Consider the following 20,178-nt stretch of genomic DNA (forward strand, 5'->3'; position numbering starts at 1 on the left):
CCACGAGCTCGGCATCGGGCAGGGCGTCGTTGTCGGTGAGCTGTACCCATTCGGCGCGGGCGAGATAAGGCGCCGGGCGCGCCAGCCCCTGTTCGATCAGGAGCGCGTAGGCCATGTTTGAGGTCTTGAACATGAAGCCGCCCGAGCGTTCGACGAAGCCGCCGGCGATCGCAAACATCTTGCCGCCGACCTTGAACACGGACGTACCCTCCCACTGGATCACCAGGGTGGCGCCGGGAAGACGCCGGCAATGCGCTTTGAAGGTTTTGGGATTCATGTCGCTGCGGGCGGGTCGAGGATCAGCCAAACCATTGTCCGAAGCTGCTGACGGCGACAAGTGCGAAAAGCATTGTGAGTTGTGCCGGGCCGTCGAGCGGTTACCATCCCGGCTAACGTTTTGCGACGACGGGGAGGCAGCATGAGCGAGCAGACGCGGATGGCAAAAGGATCGGACCTGTTCGTCCGGGCGCTCGAGAACGAGGGCGTCGACCGCATCTTTGGCGTACCCGGTGAGGAAAACCTGGATCTGGTCGAGTCCCTGCGCAACTCCAGGATCAAGCTGATCCTCACCCGGCACGAGCAGGCCGCCGCCTTCATGGCCGCGACCCACGGCCGGCTCACCGGCAAGCCCGGTGTCTGCCTGACGACGCTCGGTCCCGGCGCGCTCAATTTGTCGACCGGTGCGGCCTACGCGTATCTTGGTGCGATGCCGATGATCATGATCACCGGTCAAAAGGCGATCATGAGCAGCCGGCAGGCGCGCTTCCAGATCGTTGATGTCGTCGCCTCCATGAAGCCGCTGACCAAACTGGCGCGGCAGATCATCAGCGCATCGACCATCCCGACCGTGGTGCGCGATGCTTTCCGCGTCGCGATGGAGGAGCGGCCGGGTCCGGTCCATCTCGAATTGCCCGAAGACGTCGCGGGCGAGGAGGTCGCGCAAGTACCTGTCGTGCCGACCCACCCGATCGAAATCCCCGTTGCCCATCGTGCCGCGCTCGACCGCGCCGCCGAGATGATTTTGGCCGCAAAGCGCCCGCTGGTGATGATGGGCGCCGCGACCAGCCGCCCACGATCGACCCACGGCATCGCAAGCTTTGTGCGGCGGACCGGCATTCCCTTCTTCACGACGCAGATGGGCAAGGGCACCGTTCCCGGCGGAACCAATCTCTACATGGGCACTGCCGCGCTCTCCGAACGCGACTACGTCCACGACGCCATCGATGCGGCGGATCTCATTGTTGCCATCGGTCACGACGCGGTCGAAAAACCGCCCTTCATCATGGGTCCCTCAGGCCCGAAGGTCATCCATGTGAGTTACACGCCAGCGAGCGTCGAGCAGGTCTATTTCCCGGATGCGGAGGTCATCGGCGACGTCGGCCCGAGCCTCGAACTGCTTGCCGATCGCCTCGAAGGCAAGCTCTCCCATGCCGCCGCGCTGCTGCCGCTGCGCGAACGGATCCTCGCGCAAATCGCCGATCGCGCCACCGAATCCCGCTGGCCGCCGACGCCGCAGCGGATCGTCCACGACGTCCGCCAGGTCATGCCGGAGAACGGCATCGTCGCGCTCGACAACGGCATGTACAAGATCTGGTTCGCGCGCAATTACCGCACCCGCGTCGCCAACACGCTGCTGCTCGACAATGCGCTGGCGACCATGGGCGCCGGCCTGCCGTCGGCGATGATGGCGGCGATGCTGTACCCGGAACGCCGCGTGCTCGCGGTCTGCGGCGACGGCGGTTTTATGATGAACAGCCAGGAGATGGAGACGGCGGTTCGGCTGAAGCTCAATCTCGTCGTGCTGATCCTGGATGACGGCGCCTACGGCATGATCCGCTGGAAGCAGGCCGTCGATCATTTTGCCGATTTCGGCCTGACGTTCGGCAACCCTGATTTCACCCAATACGCACAATCCTATGGCGCCAAGGGGCACCGCATCGAAACCGTAGACAGCTTCGTGCCGACGCTCGATGCCGCCTTCAAGAGCGGTGGCGTGCACCTGATTTCGATCCCGATCGATTATTCGGAGAACGTGCGGGTGCTGGTCGACGAGCTGCGGGCGCACGCGGAGCACTAACGTTCGTCAAGCGCGAAACCCACTTGTGTCGGGCGCGGGGATCGCGGAAGGTCGCTCCAAGAATTCGCAACAACAGGACGTGAAATGACCCGCATACGCTGTGTCACCGAGATGGGCATGGGCGTCGACGTCCATGGCAAGGACGCGACCAAAGCGGCCAAGCGTGCGGTGTCAGATGCCATCCGCCATTCAAGTCTCGGCTTCTTCCGCATGATCGGGAAGACGGCGAACGACATGTTCGTGGATGTCACGATCGCCGTGCCCAATCCGGACGCGGTCGACAAGGACGCCGTTGCCAAGGAGCTCCCTTACGGCACGGTGACCGTCAACGCGGTCAAGGGCGCGCTGGAGATTCCTTCCGCTCCGGAACAGGGCAATGATCCCATCCTCATCGCCAACGCCGCCGTCATCGTCAGCTTCGACAAGGACTAGCCACCCGTGTCCGTGCGCGAGATCCATCCGCTGGACCGTCCGATCTGGTCCGCGCTGACGACGCGACAGAGTCATCTGGCGCTGGGCGGTGCGCAGGCGCGGCGCTTTCCGGCCGAGATTGGGCCCTTCGCCGATATGGCCGACATGTCGGAAGCAAGCTTCGCCGCCCTCGGCGAGCTGATGGCGCCGTCCGAATATGTCGTGCTGTTCACGCCGGAGAAGGTGAGCGCGCCTGACGGCTTCAAGGTGCTGCTCGCCAAGAGCGGCGAGCAGATGGTCGGAACGCCCGCCGAGAGCACGCTCTCCGGCGTCGAGATCGTGACGCTGGGTGCCGATGACGTTCCCGCGATGATGGCGCTGGTCGATTTGACCAAGCCGGGCCCGTTCGGCAAGCGCACGCACGAGCTCGGCACATTCCTCGGCATCCGTGACGGCGGCGAGCTCGTCGCGATGACCGGCGAGCGGATGAAGCCCGGCAACTACACCGAGATGACGGCGGTCTGTGTGCACCCGTCGCATCGCGGCCGCGGCTATGCGCAGGCCTTGCTCTCGGCAGTCGCCCGCCAGATCGTCGCGCGTGGCGAGATTCCTTTCCTGCACGTATTCTCCGACAACACCTCCGCTATCGCGCTCTACAAGCGGCAGGGCATGGAGATCAGGCGCAGCCTGGAAGTGACGGTGTTGCAGAAGCAAGGCTAGCTGAGGGGCGGGCTTCCCATCGACAAGATTCACGCTATATCCGTTGCAACGAATTTTGGGGAGCAGACGCAATGGACGCCAAGGTCGCCGATTTTTCCGCCGTACGGACGGCGATGCAGCGTTATGTCGATCAGGAGATCATTCCGGGCGTATCCTGGGCCGTGCTGCGCGGGCGTGACGTCGTCGACCAGCAATGCGTCGGATTTGCCGACCGCGAGGCCAAGGTCGCGCTGCGGCCCGACCATATCTTCCGCGCCTTCTCCAATACAAAACTCGTCATCACTATCGCGATCATGCTGCTGGTCGAGGAAGGCCGCATCGGGCTCGACGACGCGATCGAAAAGTTTCTGCCGCAGCTCGGCGATCGCAAGGTGTTGAAGGAGGGCGCGACGAGTCTCGCTGACGTCGAGCCGGCCAAGGGGTCGATTACCATCCGTCAACTTCTGACGCACACCGCGGGTCTCAGCTACGGCTTTTTCGATCCTGGCACGGTGCTGTTCAAGGCCTACAACGAAGCCAATGTGCTCAATCCGTTGACTCCGCTCACCGACATGATCGACAAGCTTGCCGATCTACCTTTGTCCTATCATCCAGGTGAATCCTGGGAGTATTCGGTGGCGACGGATGTGCTCGGTCGCGTCGTGGAGGTCGTCACTAGCCAGCCGCTCGATGCCTTCATCAAGGCGCGCGTCTTTGAACCGCCCGGCATGGTCGATACCGGATTCTATGTGCCGGAGGCAGAGCAGGGCAGGCTGGTGGGGTTCTATCGCGGCGCCGACGTGCTGGACCCGATGAAGCCGGGCCTGTGGCGTATCGCGGACACGCCCGCTCAGCTTTATCAAAAGTCGTTCCCGCGACTTTCGGGTGGCGGCGGCTTGGTCTCGACACTGCCGGACATGCTGGAACTGGTGCGCAGTCTCCTGCCCGGCGGCAAGACGCTGCTCAAGCCCGGCACGATCCAGACGATGATGACGAACCAGCTCCCGGCCGGAAGGACCATCCGGTTCGCAACGCTGGGGCCGATCCCGGGCAAGGGATTTGGTCTCGGCGGTGCGGTGACCCAGGTGCCGGGTCGGTTTGATCCGCCGAATTCGACTGGCGATTTCCAGTGGGGCGGCATCGCCGGCACTCATTGGTGGATCAGCCCAGGGGCCAATACCGCGGGCGTGCTGATGGCACAGCGGGAGATGAGCTTCTGGAATCCATTCTTCTTCGAGTTCAAGCGCCTGGCCTATCAGGCGGTCGGGGCCTGAAAAGAATCTGAACGGCACGCGAATCCTTCTGGGTCGTCGCGGCCTCTTACCAAGTGAGGCAATCAGCCTCGGCTTTGCGTGGGAGGTTTTGATGGCGTTCTACAGGAAGAATATCGGTAGCCGGCAGCAGATGATGCGGCTGGCGCTCGGCGTGGCGGTAGCGATTGCCGCGTTCGTCTATCTCTCTGGTTTTGCGGCTTGGCTGGTGGCAGCGAGCGGCCTCGGCTTCGCCTTGACCGGTCTCGTCGGCTACTGCCCGATGTGTGCAGTGGCTGGCATCGACACGGGAGATGCAAGGTGAGTGCGGCGTCGATCTCTACCGACCTGTTCGAGGCGGCGCGTCTCGGTGATCAGCATGCGATCGTCCGGCTGCTCGAAACGGCGCAGCCCGATATCCGGCGCTATGCGCGCGCGACCTGCCGGAGCTCGGCCGATGCCGAAGACGCCGCGCAGGAGGCGCTCTGGATCCTGTTCCGGCATGTCGGGACGATCCGCACGCTGTTGTCGCTGTCGTCGTGGCTGTTCAGCGTCGTCAGGCGCGAATGCCTGCGCCTCGCGCGCAAGGCGGGCCTCGCTGTACCAGTTGACGACAACGTAGCGGGGGCCGTGCTGCTCGCACGGCCCGAGGCCGACCTGCGGCTCGACATCGCGGCGGCGCTGGAAGCTCTGCCACCGCATTATCGCGACGTCGCGCTGATGCGCGACCTCAAGGAAATGACCATCGACGAGATCGCTACCGCCCACGGCATCACACGCGAGGCGACGAAAGCGCGGCTGCATCGCGCCCATACCTTGATGCGCGAATATCTGACGAGATGACGATGAGCGATTATCAGACACCGGACGATCTGAGATCCGTGGCGCGCTTCGTGGCGCTCGCGTCGGTCGAGTCCAGCGCCTTCCTCGCCTTCAATCGCAACATCGGCGAGGGTGCTGGCTAACTCACGCCGCCCGGAATCAACGGAACCCGGCCAAAAAGAAATTAAACCGATCGGTTGACAATCGGTGCTGGGCGCGTATGTTAAACCACATGGTTGAACAAACGCATCTCGACGCCGTTTTTCATGCGCTTGCGGATCCGACGCGGCGGGCGATGCTCGGGCAGTTGGCCGAGCGGGAACTCACGATCGGCGAACTCGCGACGCCCTTCAGCATGAGTTTCGCCGGTGCCTCCAAGCACGTGAAAGTGTTGGAGAATGCGGGGCTCGTGAGCCGCACCATCCGCGGTCGCACACATTTCTGTCGTCTGCAGGCCGCGCGGCTCGCGGAAGCCGATGCATGGCTCAAGCGTTATGAGCGCTTCTGGACCGAACGTCTCGACACGTTGGAAGCGCTGCTGCGGGCCGAAGACGAGGCGAACGCGGCAGTCAAGGCAAGCAGCAAGCCAACAATCAAGGCACCGAAGAAGTAAGGGAGTCGCACAATGGACACGAAGACCAAGCCTGACGCCTATGGCGAATTGATCGCACCGACGACATTGAAACTTCAGCGCCTGTTGCCCGGACCGATCGAGCGCATCTGGGCCTATCTCACCGACAGCGATCTGCGCCGCAAATGGCTGGCGGCGGGCGCGATGGAAATGAAGGTCGGCGCGCCCTTCGAGCTCACCTGGCGCAATGACGAGCTCAACGATCCACCGAGCAAGCGGCCGGAGGGCTTTCCCGAAGAGCACCGGATGCAGAGCCGGATCACCGAGCTCGAACCGCTGCGAAAACTCGCGATCGCCTGGGACAACAGTGGCGACGTGACCTTTGAACTGGAGCCAGCGGGCGCGGGCGTGCTGCTCACCGTGACGCACCGCCGTCTGCCTGACCGCGCGATGATGACCAAGGTCGGCGCCGGCTGGCACATGCATCTCGACATCCTGGTCGCGCAGGCCTCCGGCAAAGAGCCGCCGCTGTTCTGGGATGGCTGGGCGCGACTGCAGCAGGACTATGACCGGCGTCTGCCGGCCTGACAGCACACACACAACAAGACAACAAACACGAGGTTAGCCATGCAGACTCATGTCGTTTCGGCGCAGGAGTGGGAAGCCGCACGCCAGCAATTGCTGACGAAGGAAAAGGCGATGACGCGCGCGCGTGACGCGCTGGCCGCGGAGCGGCGGCGGATGCCGTGGCTTGCGGTGGAGAAGCAATATGCATTCGAAGGGCCGAAGGGCAAAGCGAGCCTGCTCGACCTGTTCGAGGGGCGCCATCAACTGATCGTCTACCGCGCCTTCTTCGAGCCCGGCGTGTTCGGCTGGCCCGTGCAGGCCTGCCGCGGCTGCTCCATGGTGGCCGACCAGGTTGCGCATCTCGCGCATTTGAATGCGCGCGACACCACGCTCGTGTTCGCTTCGCGCGCGCCGCAGGTGGATATCGCGCGGCTGAAGGAGCGGATGGGGTGGGAGATCCCCTGGTACACCGTCACCGACAGCTTTGACGCCGATTTCGGCGTCGGCGAGTGGCATGGTACCAACGTGTTCTTCCGCGACGGCAACAAAGTCTACCGCACCTATTTCATCAACAGCCGCGGCGACGAGCAGATGGGAGGCACCTGGAACTACCTCGACATCACGCCGCTGGGACGGCAGGAGGTGTGGGAGGATTCGCCCGAAGGCTATCCGCAGACCGCGACCTACAAATGGTGGAACTGGCACGACAGCTATGTCGAAGGTGCTGCACCCGACAAGCGATGGGTCGAGGTGTCGGACGCCGGCGAAGCCGCGTTCCGCAACGAGAAGGCGGGTACGAAGTCGTGAGCAAGCGAGCCGCGATCGGCGCAGCCTATTGGCTCCACCTCGCGGCCGCGCCGACCTTTGCGATCATGGCGATGCTGACGGCCGTGATCGGCGGCGGATCGATGGATGCGTTGTGTTCGGCCGCCGGCGCATCGCCGCTCGGTGGAATGGTCCCGATGTATCTGCTGATGACCGCCTTCCACGCGGCGCCCTGGTTGAAGCTGATCGGCAGTCATGCGAGGACATCTCGAAAGGACTGGACGTGAGAGCGGGTGCTCCGGGCGGTGGATGCGATGCCGAACTATCTCGGCCTGGATGGGTTTCGTTTCGGCTGGGTTGCGGCCTGGATCGACGATCGCGGCGATCACGGTTTTGACTATTCGCCGGCGCCGACGCGCCTGCTCGCGATGCCGCACAAGCGCGCGATGATCGACATGCCGATCGGGCTGGATGCGAGCGGCTATCGGGAATGCGACAAGCGTGCGCGTGAGTTGATTGGTCCCGCCGTTTTTCTCGGCGCGCGTCGCGATCTCTGGACGTTTTCGGACATGGCGACTGCAAATCGGCACTATTGGCAAAACGGCGACGCGGGTGTGTCCAGCCAGCTCTGGAATATCAGGGACAAGATCAAGGAGGTCGACGACGTCATGACGCCGAAGCTCCAAAGAACGATCGGCGAGGCGCATCCGGAGTTGATCTTCTGGAATCTCGCCGGCGAGCAAAAGCTGGAGCGAAAGACATCCGAGGTCGGACGCGAACAGCGTCTGAAACTTCTGGATGCGCGCGGGTTCACAAAGGTCCGGAAGTGGTTGACGCTAAAATATCGCTATCGTACCGGCATCGGCCGCGACGACCTCATCGATGCCTGCGCCTGCGCGGTCGCCGCGCGCGACAGCACGAATCGTGTCGGCGGCGACGAGATCGACCCGCGGGGCTTGCGGATGGAGATCAATTTCTAGAATGGGAAAACTCGGCAATATTTCGGGCGCGCACAGGAACCGCGCCTGCCATGTGGCGTTTGATGCTTGCACTGAGAGGATGGTGCTGAGGGACAACGCTATGAACGACGCCAGCCAATTGGCGACGGCTATGGTCGCGCTCGCGTTCACGGCCATGCTGCTGGTCACGGGGCAGTGGTTCGTGGACTACCGGCTGCAGCACGACAGGGCGCCGATGACCGTGATGGCAACATTGCGTCTGTCTCACTCGCCGCGAAAATAGTCCGGCTTGCCCGTCGTCCAGGTCTCGCCCCAGAGCTGGCCGCCGCCATCGACGGTGAGCGTTTCCCCCGTGATGAATTTGCCTGACGGCGCGGCGAGATAGACGCAGGCTTCGGCGATGTCGAACGCGGAGCCCGCGCGCATCATCGGGTTGGAGCGCGGATAGGCGGCGCGCGCCTCGCTCGTGTAGACGTTCCAGCCCTCGGTCTCGATCGCGCCCGGCGCCACGCAATTGACGCGGATGCCGAGCGGCGCCCATTCGACGGCGACGGCGCGGGAAAGGCCGATCACGCCCGAGCGCGCGGCGATCGAATGCGCGATGCCGTAGAGCCCGTGGGTCGTGACGATCACGATGTTGACGATGGCACCAGGATGCTTTGCGTCGCGCCAGCGCTGCGCGGCCGCCTGCATCATGAACCACGTGCCATTCAGATTGGTGTCGATCACGGCATTCCAGCCCTTGACCGAAAAATCGATCGCGGGTTGCGGGAATTGACCGCCGGCGCTGTTGACGAGGCAATCGATGCGGCCATGCGCGGTCCAGACCGCATCGAACATCGCCATCACCGCATCGGGATCGCGAATGTCGGCGGCCTGCACCGAGGACTTCAGCCCGTGCGCCCCGAGCTTCTCGCACAGTGCACTGAGCTTGGCCCGGTCACGGCCGACGAGCACGACGTGGGCGCCGAGCCGGGCGAACAGGAACGCAATCGCGCGTCCGATGCCGCCGGCGCCACCGGACACAACGACCACCCGATCCCGCAGCGCATCCGCCGCATAGACGGTCGGATGGACCGCGAGCTCATCGTCGCTCAGGCCCATTTTGGGTTGATGCTCATCCACGCGCGCGGCCTTGTGTCGTTCCCTGGCCCACCTAGATTAGACGCCAGCCAACAACGAAGCCAAGGTCCTGATGTCCGATCTCTCCGCCTTTCCCATCACCAAGCGCTGGCCGGCAAAGAACCCCGAAATCCTTCAGCTCTACTCGCTGCCGACACCGAACGGCGTCAAGGTCTCGATCATGCTGGAAGAGATCGGATTGCCCTACGAGGTCCATCTCGTCGATTTCGGCAAGGACGACCAGAAGACGCCAGAATTCCTCTCGGTCAATCCGAACGGCAAGATCCCGGCGATCCTCGATCCCAACGGTCCCGGCGGCAAGCCGTTGCCGCTGTTCGAGTCCGGCGCGATCCTGCAATATCTCGCGGAGAAGACTGGCAAGCTTTTGCCGCAGGACGCGGCGCGGCGCTGGCAAACCATTCAGTGGGTGCACTTCCAGATGGGCGGCATCGGGCCGATGTTCGGCCAGGTCGGCTTCTTCCACAAGTTTGCCGGCAAAGACTACGAGGACAAGCGCCCGCTCAAGCGCTACGTCGACGAATCCAAGCGGCTGCTCGGCGTGATGGAGACGCATCTGAACGGCCGGCAATGGTTCTTGGATGACGAGTTCACCATCGCCGATATCTCGATGCTCGGCTGGGTCCGCAACATCATCGGCTTCTACGGCGCGCGCGATCTGGTCGAGTTCGATCAGTTCAAGGACGTTGCCGCTTGGCTCGAGCGCGGCCTGGCGCGACCGGCGGTGCAGCGCGGCTTGAACATTCCGAAGCGGCCGTGAGGGCCAAGGGATAGTCAGGGATCAGCTCAGCGCCTTGGTCGCCATGTAGATCGCCATCAGCGAGACGAGACCGATCATAACCCGGCGCAGCACCGTTTTGCTGACGCCATTGGCCATGCGCGCGCCGAGATCGGTCCCGATCCAGAGGCCGGCCAGAATCCCAATGATGGCCGGCCAGCCGACCATCAGCCCTTTGCTCCAGTAGATCCAGGCCGCCAAAATATTGGTCGGGATGACCGAGAAGATGAGGCTGACGAGCTGCGCCTGATGCTGCGGCACGCGCAGGCCGGCAGCCAGGCCAACCGTGATCGCGAGCCCACCGCCGATGCCCATGAAGCCGGAAGAAAAGCCGGCAAGCGTGCCGATGAAGAACAGGGGAAGCCAGGGCAACTCGCCGAGATTGCCGGCCTCATTGCTTCCGTCTTTGCGTTCGCGACGCAGAATGAGCGCTGCGATCAGGGCAACGAGATAGACGACATAGGTCCATTGCAAGACGGAGTCGGACACCGCGGCGGCCGCGTACCCGCCGCCCGCGCCACCGACGAGAAATCCGATGCCGATCCAGACGATCCATTGCAGCGGGCTGCGGTTGCCGCTCTGCCAGTAGCGGCGGACGCCGGCGAGGCCTGTCGGCGGCACCTGGGCGATCAGCGACGTGCCCTGGGCGACGTGTTGCTCTGCGCCGAGCAGCAGGACGCAGAAGATGACGAGACCGCCGCCCGGGCTCGTCCCCATGAAACCCGATGTCAACCCGCCGATAAGACCGACGCCGGCACCTGCGAGAAGTTCAGTGATGCCGGACATCGCTCACGTCCTCGTCCGTTGCCTTGTGGCAGGCTTGGTCGTGCGAAACCCGTCGATGACGTGGCCGACCGCCGTCATGCAGGCCTCGACGTCAAAGTCCTGGCCCCAGCTTTTTTGCAGCACAAAGCCCTGGAACATCGCGATCAGGATTCGCGCGATTGCATCCGCACTGACATCGCGCTTGAACAGGCCGTCATGCTGGGCGCGTTCGATCAGGGCGACGATGACGGCGCGCGGCATATCGATGCCTTCGACGACGCTGGCGCGGACGCGGTGATTGCGCAGCGCCTCAGCCCAGCCGTGAATGCCGACGCGTCGCCGCGCTTCGCCTGCGGGATCGGTGAGCCACTTGGCATAGACGGCGGTCAGTGCGCTTAGTCCGTCGAATGGATCGCGCGCGCCTTGAACGACAGAATTGAGCGCGGCCTCGCGGCGGTGCCGGTCGTCGGCGAGTGCTTCGATCAGATCGTCCTTGCTCTGGAAGTAGAGATAGACCGCCCCGTGGCTCAGGCCGGACCGCTTCACGATGTCGGCCATGCCTGTCTGATGAAAGCCGTCCTCGGAGAAGCAGGCCAGCGCCGCGTCGAGTATCTGCTGGCGGCGGCGCTCGCGCTTCTGGTCGCTGATCTTGGGCATTCAAGACGCCTCTTAAATAGCTGACACAACAGTCGTTTCGCTCGGTCGACGCGGACTCGTTATAATAAAACTGACTGATCAGTCTTTTTTATAGATCGATTGGGTGGACGTCAAGTTGAGGGCGGGCCGGTCAGTGCAGAACGTCGTCCCGCAGCCAGCGGCAGAGCGCGGCCGACGTTTCGGCCGGCCGTTCCATCGGCGCCATGTGGCCGGCATTCTCGATGACAACCAGCCTGGTCCCCGGAATGAGCGCGGCGATTTCCTCGTGCTGGGCGAGCGGGCTCCATTGGTCCTGACGGCCGACCAGCGCCAGCGTCGGACACGCGATGTCGCCGAGGTGACCGCGCGGGTCAGGCCGGTTGAGCAGCGCCTGGATCTGGCGCTCATGCTGTTCGGGTGTCGCGCGCATGACCATCGCCTTCATGCTTGCGAGCAGGGCCTGGTCATCCTTGCGCGCGGGATCGAGCATGTCGGGCAGCCAGCGATCCGCGAGCGCGCCCATGCCGCTGTCATAGGCGAGGCGGACGAGTTCGGCGCGCTTCTCGGCCTCGCCCTCGCGCCTGACGTGGATGCCCGTATTGAGAAGCCCGAGGCCGACAATGCGGTCCTTGCTTTGGCGCACCATCTCCAGCGCGACACGACCGCCCATCGAGTGACCGATAGCAACGAGCGGCCCGGCGACTTCGCTCAACGCCTTTGTGGCCATCACTTCGATCGATGATTCCCTGGTGAAGTCGGCGACGACGACGGGCGCAAGCTGCGCCAGGTCGGCGTGCTGCCCGGCCCAGACCTGGGTGTCGCAGAGCAGGCCCGGCAAAAGCGCAATCGTCGGTTTCACGCGGCTCATCTCCTAGAACAGCCGTCCGCCGTTCGGGACAGGTTTGCTCGGCTGCACCAGCACCACCTTGCCGCCGGCATCCGGAAAGCCGAGGGTCAGTACCTCCGACACGACGGGCCCGATCTGCCGCGGCGGAAAATTCACGACGGCCGCGACCTGCTGCCCGACAAGGGTCTCCAGCGGATGGTTCTCCGTGATCTGCGCCGAACTCTTGCGCACGCCGATCGCCGGACCGAAGTCGATCCACAGCTTCCACGCCGGCTTGCGCGCCTGCGGGAACGGCTGCGCATCGACGATCGTGCCGACGCGGATGTCGACAGCGAGAAACTGGTTGAAGTCGATGGTCGGCGCGGCGGCGGCAGCGGTATCATGGATGACGTGCATGGGATGTCAGTCTCGTGAATTCACAGCGTGTTTCTTGCTGACATTGTGGGGCGAACCGGAGTTTCGTACAACGCCGCATCCAGCCTTAGCTGCATGCACGAGGATTGCCCCTTGGTCACCACCATCTACGGCATCAAGAACTGCGACACCATGAAGAAGGCGCGCATCTGGCTCGATACGCACGGCGTCGCCTACGATTTCCACGACTACAAGGCTGTCGGGGTCGAAAAGGACAAGCTCAAGCAGTGGAGCGACAAGCTCGGCTGGGAGACGCTGCTCAATCGCGCCGGCACCACGTTCAAGAAATTGCCCGATTCCGACAAGGAAGGCCTCACCGAGAAGAAAGCTCTGGCGTTGATGCTAGCGCAACCATCGATGATCAAGCGCCCCGTGCTGGAGGTCGGTGGCAAGCTGCTGGTTGGCTTCAAGCCGGATATCTATGCCAAGGAGATCGGCGCCAAGGCGCGCAAGGGCTAGCCTTCAGCTAGTTCAACTCGATGATCTCGGTCGGAACGCCCGCACCCGTCGGTTCGGCGAATTCGATCACGTCGGCCGCGTCGATGCGGCCGGGCGAGCGATGGAAGAGCTCGCGATCGATCACGGCACGCAGCTTCGGACGCGGCACCGCGTCATTTCCGCGCATCAGATTCTTGATCTCGAAGCCGCCGTCCTCGCAAAAGGTCTTCACCGACGCGATGACATGGCTCACCTTGTCGTCGGTCATGAACGGCAGCAGCAGCCGCTCATAGGCAACAACGCGTCCATAGATGTCGTCGACGTCTGCGACAGTGTAGACGGGAAGCTCACGTGTCACGCAGGCATGATAGATCGGCATGACCATGGGCGCGAGGCTTGCGCCGAGGTACTGGTCGAGCCTGCGCCCCTTGCCGGGATGTCCGAAGGCGTTGGAGACGCGGGTGCCGTCGCTCTGAATGGTAACGATTGGCGGGGCAGAGGATGGATCGACTGTGCAATAGACGAGATCGGACAGCTCTTCCTCGAGCCGCGCCGGTTGATAGTCCCAGATCGCCGGCGCCTTCTGGTCGCGCGTATAAAGTCGCAGCCACGTGTTGAGGAGATCACGCTGCCTGATCGATTTCACAACCGAAGGTATGGCACTGTCGAAATCCAAAACAATATTCCCGGCGAATAAAAACGCGCGCATCATCGTCGTTGCGGGAAAATTTTCTATGAAGGCTGGCGTTGCCTGCGAAAGACCGTTAACGACAGCTTGATAACCGGCGCTTTGAGAACCGGTCAGCGGGGCAGACGCAACTTCCGACGTCTTCGACTAAGGGCGCATGTGCGCCCGGACGGCGGGCTGGCTTGCCCAGCTTTCCACCTTGCCTAACCCCCGTCACCTCCGGCATATTCCGCCGCCGGAGGCGGCGTTTCGGGATGGGCTCCAGGGCCTCCGGAAAGCCGAGAGCTAATCAAGGAAAGCCGCGCGCGACGCGGGTCGTGCGGGCAGGGGGAAATTTGTTTGGCTGATGAGTTCATTCTCGAAACGGAAGGGTTGACCAAGGAGTTCGCGGGATTCTTCGCCGTTCGCGATGTCGCGCTCAAGGTCCGCCGCGGAAGCATTCATGCGTTGATCGGCCCGAACGGGGCCGGGAAGACCACCTGCTTCAATCTGCTGACCAAGTTCCTGAAACCGTCTGCCGGAAAAATCCTGTACAAGGGACAGGACATCACCGCGATGGCGCCGGCTGACGTCGCACGCATGGGACTGGTGCGCTCGTTCCAGATTTCGGCGGTGTTTCCGCATCTGACTGCGCTTGAGAACGTCCGCGTCGCGCTCCAGCGCCAGCATGGCTCGTCGTTCGATTTCTGGCGTTCCAAGTCGGTGCTCAATCATTTCAACAACCGCGCGCTGGAATTGCTCGATGACGTCGGCCTGAGCGAGTTCGCCAATACGCCCGCGGTCGAGATGCCCTATGGACGCAAGCGTGCGCTCGAGATCGCAACTACGCTCGCGCTCGATCCGGAGATGATGCTGCTGGACGAGCCGATGGCCGGCATGGGCCACGAGGACATCGACAAGATCGCCGCGCTGATCAAGCGCATCTCGGCGAAGTACACGATCCTGATGGTCGAGCACAATTTGAGCGTCGTCGCCAATCTTTCCGACATCATCACCGTGCTGACACGCGGGCAGGTGCTCGCGCAGGGCAATTACGCCGAGCTCACCAAGGACGAGCGCGTCAAGGAAGCCTATTTGGGAGCCGGTCATGCCTGAGACTGCAATCGCCGACGCGCCGGCGACAAAGGCCGGGACGACGGGCGGCACCATCCTCGAAGTCCGCAACCTGGAAGCCTGGTACGGCGAGTCCCACATCCTTCACGGGATCAATTTCGACGTGAAGGCGGGCGAGGTCGTGACCCTGCTCGGGCGCAACGGTGCCGGCAAGACCACCACGCTGAAATCGGTGATGGGCATCATCGGCAAGCGCGCCGGCTCGGTGAAGTTCAACAACCAGGAGCTCATTCGCGCGGCCTCCGACAAGATCGCGCGGATGGGCATCGCCTTCTGTCCCGAGGAGCGCGGCATCTTCGCGAGCCTCGACGTGCGCGAGAACCTGCTGCTGCCGCCGACGGTGCGGGCGGGGGGATTGTCGCTCGACCAGATTTTTGAACTGTTCCCGAACCTGAAGGAGCGCCTCAACAGCCAGGGCACAAAGCTCTCCGGCGGTGAGCAGCAGATGCTGGCGATCGCGCGCATCCTGCGCACCGGTGCGAGCTTCCTGATGCTGGACGAGCCCACCGAAGGGCTTGCGCCCGTCATCATCCAGCAGATCGGCCACACCATCGCGCGGCTCAAGAAGGAAGGCTTTACGATCCTGCTGGTCGAGCAGAACTTCCGCTTCGCCTCGACTGTTGCGGATCGCTATTACGTCGTCGAGCACGGCAAGATCATCGACGGATTTTCCAATTCTGAACTGGCGGCCAACATGGACAAGCTGCACACCTATCTTGGTGTGTAGTCCATGCGGGCCGGTCGATCCTTAAAACAACAACTGCAAAAGGGATATTGGGGAAGCGGATCATGAAGCACAGTATTTCGGCGATGTTGCTCGGCACTGCCTTGGCGTTTGGCGTGGCAGGTGGCGCCGCGGCGCAGGACAAGACCATCAAGATCGGCGTGCTCACGGACAATTCCGGACTCTATGCCGACCTCGGCGGCCCCGGCTCGACGGTGGCCGCGCAGATGGCGATCGAGGATTCCGGGCTCGCGGCCAAGGGCTGGAAGCTCGACCTGATCTCGGCCGACCATCAGAACAAGCCCGACATCGGAACCACGATTGCGCGACAGTGGATCGACGTCGAGAAGGTCGACATCTTCATGGACGTCCTGAACTCCGGCGTGGCGCTGGCGGTCAACAACGTCGTGAAGGAGAAGAACTCCGTCATGATCAATACGGGCGCGGCGACGTCCGACCTCACCAACGCGCAGTGCTCGCCGAACACCGTCCACTGGGTCTACGACACCTACATGCTCGCCAACTCGACCGGGCAGGCGCTGGTGAAGGCCGGCGGCGACACCTGGTACTTCCTCACCGCCGACTACGCCTTCGGCCATGCGCTCGAGCGCGACACCGCCGCGGTCGTGGTCAAGTCGGGCGGCAAGGTGGTCGGCACTGTCAGGCATCCGCTCAACACCGCCGACTTCTCGTCCTTCCTGCTGCAGGCGCAGGCCTCGAAGGCCAAGATCATCGGCATGGCGAATGCCGGCGGCGACACCACCAACACCATCAAGCAGGCGGCGGAGTTCGGCATCGTCTCCGGCGGCCAGAAGCTCGCGGGCCTGCTGCTCTTCATCACCGACGTGCACGCGCTCGGGCTGAAGGTGGCGCAGGGCCTGAACTTCACCGAGACCTTCTATTGGGACATGAACGACGGCACCCGCGCGTTCTCAAAACGTTTTGCCGAGCGCATGAAGAACAAGGCGATGCCCTCGATGGTGCAGGCCGGCGTCTATTCGGGCCTCTTGCATTACTTCAAGACGCTGGAGGCGATGGGCGGCAACCCGCATGACGGCGCCAAGGTCGTGGCCAAGATGAAGGAACTGCCGACCGACGACGCGCTGTTCGGCAAGGGCACGATCCGCGCCGACGGCCGCAAGCTGCATCCGGCCTATCTCTTCGAGGTCAAGAAGCCCGAGGAGTCCAAAGGACCGTGGGACTATTACAAGCTGATCGGCACGACACCGGCCGACCAGGCCTTCCGGCCGCTGTCTGAAAGCGCCTGCGCGCTGGTGAAGAAGTAAGACTTCAAGACGTGAGATGTGCCGCGCCTTGAGGCGCGGCCGAATGAAATGACTTAACGAGACCGGGTACGAGATCGATCGATGCAGGCTCTCTACGCACAGCTACTTGTGGGACTGATCAACGGCTCGTTCTACGCGCTGCTAAGTCTCGGGCTTGCCGTGATCTTCGGCATGCTCAACATCATCAACTTCGCCCACGGCGCGCTCTACATGATGGGTGCGTTCGTGGCCTACTTCCTGCTCAACCTCGGCGGCATCAACTACTGGTGGGCGCTGCTGATCGCACCCGTCATCGTCGGCATCTTCGGCATGATCCTGGAGCGGACCATGCTGCAATGGCTGACGGGGCTCGACCATCTCTACGGCCTGCTGCTGACCTTCGGCATCGCGCTGATCGTGCAGGGCCTGTTCCAGAACTATTTTGGCTCCTCGGGCCTGCCTTACGCCATTCCCGACGAGCTCAAGGGCGGCATGAATCTCGGCTTCATGTTCCTGCCGATCTATCGCGGCTGGGTCGTCGTCTTCTCGCTTGTCGTGTGCCTTGCCACCTGGTTCCTGATCGAGAAGACGCGGCTCGGCGCTTACCTGCGCGCTGCGACCGAAAACCCGACGCTGGTGCGTGCCTTCGGCATCAACGTGCCGCGCATGATCACGCTGACCTACGGTCTCGGTGTTGGACTCGCAGCGCTCGCCGGCGTGCTCTCGGCGCCGATCAACCAGGTGCGGCCGCTGATGGGCGCCGACCTCATCATCGTGGTGTTTGCGGTGGTCGTGATCGGCGGCATGGGATCGATTATGGGCTCGATCATCACGGGCTTTGCGCTCGGCGTGATCGAAGGCCTGACCAAGTATTTCTACCCCGAGGCCTCCAACACCGTCGTGTTCGTGCTGATGGTGCTGGTGCTGCTAGTGAAGCCAACCGGATTGACGGGAAGGGCGGCCTGATATGACCGTAGTAACCGACGACACCCTGCCGGTGACCCCGCGCGCGATGCGCGACGAGATGGTCGTCTTCGTGGTGATGGCGCTGCTGCTTGCGGCAGTGCCATTCAGCGGCATCTATCCGTTCTTCGTGATGCAGGCGCTGTGCTTTGCGCTGCTCGCCTGCGCCTTCAATCTGCTGATCGGCTATGGCGGTCTGCTCTCGTTCGGCCATGCCATGTTCCTCGGTACTGCCGGCTATTGCAGCGCCCATGCGCTGAAAGTGTGGGGCCTGCCGCCGGAACTCGGCATCCTCGTCGGTGTCGCCGGCGCCTTCGTGCTCTCGATCGTAACCGGCTACGTCTCCATCCGCCGCCAGGGCATCTACTTCTCGATGATTACGCTGGCGCTGTCGCAACTCCTGTACTTCATCTATCTGCAGGCGCCGTTCACCCACGGTGAGGACGGTATCCAGGGCATTCCGCAGGGACGCATGTTCGGCGTGCTCGACCTGTCCAAGCCGACCATCCTCTATTACGTCGTGCTGACCGGCTTCCTCGGTGGCTTCCTGCTGATTTACCGCATCATCAACTCGCCCTTCGGCGAGGTGCTGAAGGCGATCCGCGAGAACGAGCCCCGCGCGATCTCGCTGGGCTACCGGACCGACCAGTACAAGTTCCTGGCCTTCGTCCTCTCGGGCACGCTGGCCGGCTTTGCCGGTTCGCTCAAAGTGTTCGTGGCGCAGAATGCGTCGCTCACCGACGTGCACTGGTCGATGTCGGGCGAGGTCGTGCTGATGACGCTGGTCGGCGGCCTCGGTACCATTTTCGGGCCCGTGGTCGGCGCCTTCGTCATCATCGCCATGCAGCAATATCTCGCGAGCTTCGGCCAGTGGGTGACGGTAATTCAGGGTGCGATCTTCGTGATCTGCGTGCTCACATTCCGCCGCGGCGTGGTCGGCGAAATCGCGCATTACTTCCGGCGCTCGCTGTAAGTTACTGACCAAACTGCGGAAAGGCGGCCGCGCGAAAGCGGTGGATGACCCGGTCCGGCGGGCCTGCGATGGCACGCGCGCGGATCGAAAATGGTCTATGACAGTCCCGTGACAGTCCTTCCGGACCGGCCAATCTCAAACCGGCAGTAAATTCCTATGATGCGATGGTTCCGCGCTTTTCTCCCCAAGGAGGAACGGTTCTTCGATCTGTTCGATCGCCACGCCCAGACCGTGATCCAGGGCTCCATCGCGCTCCAGGGCATGCTGAATGGCGGCGAAGAGACTCCCGTCTATTGCCAGCGCGTCAACCAGTTCGAGAATGACGCCGACAACATCACCCGCGAGGTGCTGACGGCGGTTCGCCGCACCTTCATCACGCCGTTCGACCGTGGCGACATCAAGAACCTGATCACCTCGATGGACGACGCCATCGACCAGATGCAGCAGACCGCCAAGGCGGTGATGCTGTTCGAGGTCCGCGCCTTTGAACCGCCGATGCGCGAGATCGGCGGGCTGCTGATCGAATGCGCCAACCTGGTCGGGCGCGCGCTGCCGTTGATGCAGGAGATCGGCAAGAACGTTGCGATGCTGACGGCGATCACGGAAGAGCTGACCAAGCTCGAAGGTCGCGTCGACGACCTCCACGACATCGGCATGAAGGAGCTGTTCCTCAAGCACCGCGACGGCAACGCGATGAACTTCATCGTCGGCGTCGAGATCTACGACCATCTCGAGAAGGTCGCCGATCGCTTCGATGACGTCGCGAACGAGATCAACAGCATCGTCATCGAGCAAGTGTAGGCAGGGGTCGTATCGTGGACGCTGCGTTGGGTCTTCCCATCCTCGTCGGCCTGATTGCCGTCGCGCTGCTGTTCGACTTCCTGAACGGCCTGCACGACGCCGCCAATTCGATCGCGACCATCGTCTCGACCCGCGTGCTGCGGCCGCAATTCGCAGTGTTCTGGGCCGCCTTCTTCAATTTCGTCGCCTTCCTGGTGTTCGGGCTGCACGTCGCCCAGACCATCGGCACCGGCATCATCGATCCCGCGATCGTCGATGCGCAGGTGATCTTTGCAGCGCTCGTCGGCGCCATCGTCTGGAATCTGGTGACCTGGGCGCTCGGCATCCCCTCGTCGTCCTCGCATGCGCTGATCGGTGGTCTCGTCGGCGGCGGCATCGCCAAGGCCGGGATTTCGGCGGCGGTCTGGGGCGGGCTGTCGAAGACGGTGCTCGCGATCGTGCTCTCGCCGCTGGTGGGTTTCCTGCTCGCGATGATGCTGGTCGCGGTCGTGTCATGGGCGTCGGTCCGCTCG

28 protein-coding genes are annotated in these 20,178 nt (G+C 63.1%); 21 read left to right on the forward strand and 7 right to left on the reverse strand.

Annotated features, from left to right (window positions below):
• Positions 1 to 277, reverse strand: a 277-nt coding sequence (locus C2U70_RS25375) for an MmcQ/YjbR family DNA-binding protein (RefSeq protein WP_140981388.1), incomplete at its 3' end; no start/stop codon positions are given.
• Positions 278 to 436: 159 nt separating this feature from the next.
• Here C2U70_RS25375 and C2U70_RS25380 point away from each other — a divergent pair.
• From C2U70_RS25380 to C2U70_RS33180, 12 genes are all read left to right on the forward strand, one after another.
• Complete coding sequence (locus C2U70_RS25380) at positions 437 to 2,077, forward strand: acetolactate synthase large subunit (protein WP_186294463.1); 1,641 nt, start codon at positions 437 to 439, stop codon at positions 2,075 to 2,077.
• Positions 2,078 to 2,161: 84 nt separating this feature from the next.
• Entirely contained in the window at positions 2,162 to 2,509 is a 348-nt protein-coding gene (locus C2U70_RS25385; protein WP_140981366.1) for a Lin0512 family protein, read from the forward strand.
• 6 nt (positions 2,510 to 2,515) lie between these two features.
• Complete coding sequence (locus tag C2U70_RS25390) at positions 2,516 to 3,208, forward strand: GNAT family N-acetyltransferase (RefSeq protein WP_140981367.1); 693 nt, start codon at positions 2,516 to 2,518, stop codon at positions 3,206 to 3,208.
• 71 nt (positions 3,209 to 3,279) lie between these two features.
• Positions 3,280 to 4,461 (forward strand): serine hydrolase domain-containing protein, encoded by a 1,182-nt coding sequence (locus C2U70_RS25395; RefSeq protein ID WP_140981368.1) that lies wholly within the window; start codon positions 3,280 to 3,282, stop codon positions 4,459 to 4,461.
• A gap of 91 nt (positions 4,462 to 4,552) precedes the next feature.
• Positions 4,553 to 4,762, forward strand: a complete 210-nt coding sequence (locus C2U70_RS25400) for a YgaP family membrane protein (protein ID WP_140981369.1) — start codon at positions 4,553 to 4,555, stop codon at positions 4,760 to 4,762.
• A complete protein-coding gene (locus C2U70_RS25405) occupies positions 4,759 to 5,280 on the forward strand; it encodes an RNA polymerase sigma factor (RefSeq protein WP_140981370.1) in 522 nt (173 codons plus the stop codon). Before C2U70_RS25400 ends, C2U70_RS25405 begins: the two co-directional genes overlap by 4 nt.
• A gap of 211 nt (positions 5,281 to 5,491) precedes the next feature.
• On the forward strand, positions 5,492 to 5,872 hold the full coding sequence (locus C2U70_RS25415) for an ArsR/SmtB family transcription factor (RefSeq protein ID WP_186294461.1): 381 nt from the start codon (positions 5,492 to 5,494) through the stop codon (positions 5,870 to 5,872).
• 12 nt (positions 5,873 to 5,884) lie between these two features.
• Positions 5,885 to 6,418: an SRPBCC family protein gene (locus C2U70_RS25420; protein WP_140981372.1), complete on the forward strand. Its 534-nt coding sequence runs from the start codon at positions 5,885 to 5,887 to the stop codon at positions 6,416 to 6,418.
• A 39-nt stretch (positions 6,419 to 6,457) separates the two neighbouring features.
• The gene (locus C2U70_RS25425; protein WP_140981373.1) at positions 6,458 to 7,204 is read left to right on the forward strand and encodes a DUF899 domain-containing protein; all 747 of its coding nucleotides are present in this window, start codon (positions 6,458 to 6,460) and stop codon (positions 7,202 to 7,204) included.
• On the forward strand, positions 7,138 to 7,449 hold the full coding sequence (locus tag C2U70_RS25430) for a hypothetical protein (RefSeq protein WP_140981374.1): 312 nt from the start codon (positions 7,138 to 7,140) through the stop codon (positions 7,447 to 7,449). The genes C2U70_RS25425 and C2U70_RS25430 overlap by 67 nt, the downstream gene beginning before the upstream one ends.
• Positions 7,450 to 7,476: 27 nt before the next feature.
• The gene (locus tag C2U70_RS25435) at positions 7,477 to 8,142 is read left to right on the forward strand and encodes a DUF429 domain-containing protein (RefSeq protein ID WP_140981389.1); all 666 of its coding nucleotides are present in this window, start codon (positions 7,477 to 7,479) and stop codon (positions 8,140 to 8,142) included.
• A 1-nt stretch (position 8,143) separates the two neighbouring features.
• Entirely contained in the window at positions 8,144 to 8,404 is a 261-nt protein-coding gene (locus C2U70_RS33180; RefSeq protein WP_186294464.1) for a hypothetical protein, read from the forward strand.
• Here the strand turns inward: C2U70_RS33180 and C2U70_RS25440 are convergent.
• Positions 8,386 to 9,225 (reverse strand): SDR family oxidoreductase, encoded by an 840-nt coding sequence (locus tag C2U70_RS25440; protein ID WP_140981390.1) that lies wholly within the window; start codon positions 9,223 to 9,225, stop codon positions 8,386 to 8,388. The two genes, C2U70_RS33180 and C2U70_RS25440, sit on opposite strands and share 19 nt — an antisense overlap.
• A gap of 91 nt (positions 9,226 to 9,316) precedes the next feature.
• On the opposite strand from C2U70_RS25440, the gene C2U70_RS25445 reads away from it, so the two are divergent.
• The gene (locus C2U70_RS25445; protein ID WP_140981375.1) at positions 9,317 to 10,021 is read left to right on the forward strand and encodes a glutathione S-transferase family protein; all 705 of its coding nucleotides are present in this window, start codon (positions 9,317 to 9,319) and stop codon (positions 10,019 to 10,021) included.
• Between the two features lie 21 nt (positions 10,022 to 10,042).
• Here the strand turns inward: C2U70_RS25445 and C2U70_RS25450 are convergent, their stop codons facing one another.
• From C2U70_RS25450 to C2U70_RS25465, 4 genes are all read right to left on the reverse strand, one after another.
• On the reverse strand, positions 10,043 to 10,825 hold the full coding sequence (locus C2U70_RS25450) for a sulfite exporter TauE/SafE family protein (RefSeq protein WP_140981376.1): 783 nt from the start codon (positions 10,823 to 10,825) through the stop codon (positions 10,043 to 10,045).
• Positions 10,826 to 10,828: 3 nt separating this feature from the next.
• Positions 10,829 to 11,461 (reverse strand): TetR/AcrR family transcriptional regulator, encoded by a 633-nt coding sequence (locus C2U70_RS25455; protein ID WP_140981377.1) that lies wholly within the window; start codon positions 11,459 to 11,461, stop codon positions 10,829 to 10,831.
• A 130-nt stretch (positions 11,462 to 11,591) separates the two neighbouring features.
• On the reverse strand, positions 11,592 to 12,299 hold the full coding sequence (locus tag C2U70_RS25460) for an alpha/beta fold hydrolase (RefSeq protein WP_246666861.1): 708 nt from the start codon (positions 12,297 to 12,299) through the stop codon (positions 11,592 to 11,594).
• A 12-nt stretch (positions 12,300 to 12,311) separates the two neighbouring features.
• Positions 12,312 to 12,683, reverse strand: a complete 372-nt coding sequence (locus tag C2U70_RS25465) for a tRNA-binding protein (protein ID WP_140981379.1) — start codon at positions 12,681 to 12,683, stop codon at positions 12,312 to 12,314.
• Between the two features lie 111 nt (positions 12,684 to 12,794).
• Here C2U70_RS25465 and C2U70_RS25470 point away from each other — a divergent pair, with 111 nt between their 5' ends.
• A complete protein-coding gene (locus C2U70_RS25470) occupies positions 12,795 to 13,160 on the forward strand; it encodes an ArsC family reductase (protein WP_140981380.1) in 366 nt (121 codons plus the stop codon).
• A 7-nt stretch (positions 13,161 to 13,167) separates the two neighbouring features.
• Here C2U70_RS25470 and C2U70_RS25475 read toward each other — a convergent pair whose 3' ends face one another.
• A complete protein-coding gene (locus tag C2U70_RS25475; protein WP_140981381.1) occupies positions 13,168 to 13,851 on the reverse strand; it encodes a PAS domain-containing protein in 684 nt (227 codons plus the stop codon).
• Positions 13,852 to 14,166: 315 nt separating this feature from the next.
• Here C2U70_RS25475 and C2U70_RS25480 point away from each other — a divergent pair, with 315 nt between their 5' ends.
• The 7 genes from C2U70_RS25480 to C2U70_RS25510 form a co-directional block, all read left to right on the forward strand.
• The gene (locus tag C2U70_RS25480) at positions 14,167 to 14,922 is read left to right on the forward strand and encodes an ABC transporter ATP-binding protein (protein WP_140981382.1); all 756 of its coding nucleotides are present in this window, start codon (positions 14,167 to 14,169) and stop codon (positions 14,920 to 14,922) included.
• Positions 14,915 to 15,667 (forward strand): ABC transporter ATP-binding protein, encoded by a 753-nt coding sequence (locus C2U70_RS25485; protein WP_140981383.1) that lies wholly within the window; start codon positions 14,915 to 14,917, stop codon positions 15,665 to 15,667. The genes C2U70_RS25480 and C2U70_RS25485 overlap by 8 nt, the downstream gene beginning before the upstream one ends.
• Before the next feature lie 62 nt (positions 15,668 to 15,729).
• A complete protein-coding gene (locus C2U70_RS25490) occupies positions 15,730 to 16,950 on the forward strand; it encodes an ABC transporter substrate-binding protein (RefSeq protein ID WP_140981384.1) in 1,221 nt (406 codons plus the stop codon).
• A gap of 81 nt (positions 16,951 to 17,031) precedes the next feature.
• Positions 17,032 to 17,895 carry a branched-chain amino acid ABC transporter permease gene (locus tag C2U70_RS25495; RefSeq protein WP_140981385.1) on the forward strand — a complete coding sequence of 288 codons (864 nt, stop codon included), beginning with the start codon at positions 17,032 to 17,034 and terminating at the stop codon, positions 17,893 to 17,895.
• Position 17,896: 1 nt separating this feature from the next.
• Positions 17,897 to 18,865: a branched-chain amino acid ABC transporter permease gene (locus C2U70_RS25500; RefSeq protein ID WP_140981386.1), complete on the forward strand. Its 969-nt coding sequence runs from the start codon at positions 17,897 to 17,899 to the stop codon at positions 18,863 to 18,865.
• A 156-nt stretch (positions 18,866 to 19,021) separates the two neighbouring features.
• Positions 19,022 to 19,666 (forward strand): DUF47 domain-containing protein, encoded by a 645-nt coding sequence (locus C2U70_RS25505; protein WP_140981387.1) that lies wholly within the window; start codon positions 19,022 to 19,024, stop codon positions 19,664 to 19,666.
• A gap of 14 nt (positions 19,667 to 19,680) precedes the next feature.
• Positions 19,681 to 20,178 (forward strand): inorganic phosphate transporter (locus tag C2U70_RS25510; RefSeq protein ID WP_186294462.1); only part of this gene is annotated, 498 nt, incomplete at its 3' end.

Origin of the sequence: Bradyrhizobium guangdongense, assembly GCF_006483445.1 — a bacterium.
Taxonomy (GTDB): Bacteria; Pseudomonadota; Alphaproteobacteria; order Rhizobiales; family Xanthobacteraceae; genus Bradyrhizobium; species Bradyrhizobium guangdongense_A.